We start from the raw sequence: 3269 nt of genomic DNA, 5'->3' as shown, positions 1-3269 counted from the left end.
AGATATACCTCTTTCTTAACTATGCTTATTTTACCTCATATTTTCGAGATCCTTAACAGGTTCTAAGAGATACCGCGAATGAATCGCGGTATGACGGTTCGCGGCGGCATAACGATAAGCTCGTCATCCCGCTGCTTGTTAGCGGGATCTATCCGTGGCGGCATGACGTAGAGCCTACATTAACTATAGAAACAAAAAGGAGGATTATCATGTCCACAATAATTTTATCATCAATTTTTGGTCAAGCAGGCAGCATTTTTGGGCCAATTGGCCGGATTATCGGCTCAGAACTTGGTGCTCTTCTTGGTGCACAGCTAGATGGGGCAATGTTCGGCCTTGAAGCCGAGCAAAAAGTAACGCATGGGGCAAGGCTAAAAAATCTGCAAGTTCAAACCTCAACCTACGGCAGAACGATCCCAATTATCTATGGCACTGCTCGTGTTGCAGGGAATATTATTTGGGCACAGCCAATAAAAGAAGAGGCGATAACCACCAAAAGTAAAATTGGAAGAGGTATGAACGTTACATATAATTACTATGCAACGCTTGCAATTGCGATCTGCAAGGGGAAAGTAGAAAAATTAAACAGAATCTGGGCAGATACAACATCACTTAGCTTTGATGAAATAGATTATACTTTTTACAGCGGCAGAGAAGACCAAAATCCTGATCCATTTATGTCATCAATTGAAGGAGAGGGGAATGTGCCGGCTTATAGGGGAATATCTTACATAGTCATCAAGAATTTTCCTTTAGCAGACTATAATAATCATGTTCCGGTATTTACGTTTGAAGTGCAAACTGCAGTAAAGTCAAATGAATTTTCAGTAGCAAAAAATATTCGGAATATCAATATAACACCAGGCTCAGGAGAGTTTGTATATGATACAAAAATACAGAAGAAAATCGCGCAAGAGAAAATAAGCAGCAACCAATATATCCCATATGGGCTGGCGCAAAGGGTAAATCACAACAACCACACTAAAAAGAGCGATGCAATGCTTTCTTTGGATCAATTAAAGGGAGATTTACCAAATGTTGAGTGGGTATCGGTAGTAGTCAATTGGTTTGTGAATGATCTGAACATTAAAGATTGTAAAATATATCCTGCAGTTGAATTTCAAGATGATTCCGCAATATTACCTGATGATTGGCAAGTAGGGGGTGTAACCAGAGATAATGCTCAGCTAATTTCAAAAGATGCGAGTGGAAACCCAAGGTATGGTGGCACAGTTAGTGATGCAGCGTTGATAAGATATATAGAAGAGCTACACAGCAGAGGCTACAAGGTGATGCTCTATCCAATGCCCTTACTTGATACAAAGAACAAAGGGTGGCGAGGAAGGTTGAGCGGGACTCCTGAAGATATAAGTGATTTTTTTAAGAATCAGTACAACAAATTTATAGAGCATTATGCAAGCATTGCCAAACAAACTAAAGTGGAAGGGTTTATCATTGGTTCTGAATTTGCGCAACTTACCAAAATCAGGGATGAACAAGGGAATTACCCTGCCGTTATAGAGCTGGTCAAGCTTGCAAAGCAGATAAAACTTAATCTTGGAAAAGAAGTAACAGTTACCTACGCTGCAGATTGGAGCGAATACCACTCATATGATGGTTGGTATAATATGGATGAACTGTGGTCTTCAGAGTATATCGACGTTGTTGGCATAGATGCTTATTTTCCACTGACTGATGGTCCAGAGCCTCCTTTTGGTTATTCCGTGGAAGATGTAATGGGTGGTTGGAGCAGTGGAGTGGGGTATGATTATTTCTATGATTACTCAAAGGGTGAGCCTGAAAGAGTAAAGTATAACGACAGCAGGTATGCGTGGAAAAACATAGCAAAATGGTGGAGTGAAACTCACATAAATCCAGGTGGTAGTAAAACGAAATGGCAACCAAAAATGAAAAAAATATGGTTTACTGAGTATAGATTTCCCAGTATGAACGGCTGCACTAATGAGCCAAATGTGTTTGTTGACAAAGGCAGCATAGAGAGCAAATATCCACGATATTCAAACGGAGAGGTGAGCTTTCTTTCGCAAAAAATTGCAATTGAAGGAACGCTAAAGAAGTGGCAAAGCTCGGAAATGGTAGAAAAAATGTTTCTCTGGGCGTGGGATGCAAGGCCATTTCCTTATTTCCCCAATTTGTGTGATATGTGGACTGACTGCCATAATTGGCAGACAGGACATTGGATTCAGGGAAAGCTTTCACAGCTTAATATTTCCGATGTTTTATCGGATCTATTACAAAAAGCAGGTTTAAAAAGCGATCAGTTCGATACGAGTGATGTTAAAGGATTATTGTCTGGATATGTAATAAATGACCAGCAATCGGTACGTTCAATTATTAAAATGCTGCAAAGTTGCTATTTTTTTGATGTGGTTGAACAGGACTCTAAACTGAAATTTGTCCAAAAGGGCAGGGGAGTTACGACTGGAATACCAATTGGTGAAATGGTTTTCAGTAACAATTCAAAACTTGCTAATATCAGTCAATTAGATTTAAACAATAAAGTTAACGTCGTTTATTTTAATCGCAATTTTGGCTATCCAATTGATGTTAAATATGCTGAGTTGCCAAAGCAAGGCGCTGCTATAACAGTTGAAATACCGCTCATTATGGAGGAGGGAGAGGCGCAAAATATAGCTGAGGTTTTACTTTATTCTTCGTGGCAAGAGAGAAATATATACAATTTCAAGCTGCCAATAAAATATGCGTGGCTTGTGCCAAGTGATGTAATAACGATTTTAGACGGTGAGAAAAAGCATACGGTGAGAATTATAAAAACAAAATTCGAAAGCATGTCCATTCAAGTAATTGGCGTTGGTTATGATCACTCTATATATAAGCTTTCTTTTCCTTCAACAAGGTCACTTATGCTGAAGGAATACCCTCCCTCTCACATTAGCAAAACCATCGTAGAAATGATAGATTTACCGGATATTAAAGGTAATAGTGCAAGCTTTACTTTAATTAGTGAGGAAAAGAATTGGAAGGGAGCAACACTCTTTATTTCGTACAACGATAAGGATTATAAGCCTATCGCAAGCACAAACAAGCAGTCTACTTACGGATATGTAATGGAATCTACCGACGAGGGGCTTATAGTAGTGTTACGTTTTGGTGTATTGAGTTCTTCATATAACCATTATTTAAGTGATGGTGTCATTCCAGCGCTTGACCATATTTCTCCTGGATCCCAGTGGGCTTTGTTGCATCGCTCTTCGGATAGTAGGTAACGTACAATAAATTCATGAAGC

1 protein-coding gene is annotated in these 3269 nt (G+C 39.3%); it reads left to right on the top strand.

All coding sequences use genetic code 11. The annotated features are described in order from the left end of the window. Positions 1-209 precede the first annotated feature (209 nt). Positions 210-3248, top strand: coding sequence for a glycoside hydrolase/phage tail family protein (locus OZD61_RS03000; RefSeq protein ID WP_274979795.1), 3039 nt, complete (start codon positions 210-212; stop codon positions 3246-3248). Positions 3249-3269: the final 21 nt, after the last annotated feature.

Source organism: Wolbachia endosymbiont of Drosophila bocki, from assembly GCF_028982005.1.
Taxonomy (GTDB): domain Bacteria; phylum Pseudomonadota; class Alphaproteobacteria; order Rickettsiales; family Anaplasmataceae; genus Wolbachia; species Wolbachia pipientis.
This window is presented reverse-complemented; position numbering and strand designations above follow the sequence as displayed.

Excerpts from the sequence above, each read along its gene's own strand:
- OZD61_RS03000 (WP_274979795.1), top strand. The coding sequence starts at position 210 with ATGTCCACAATAATTTTATCATCAATTTTTGGTCAAGCAGGCAGCATT.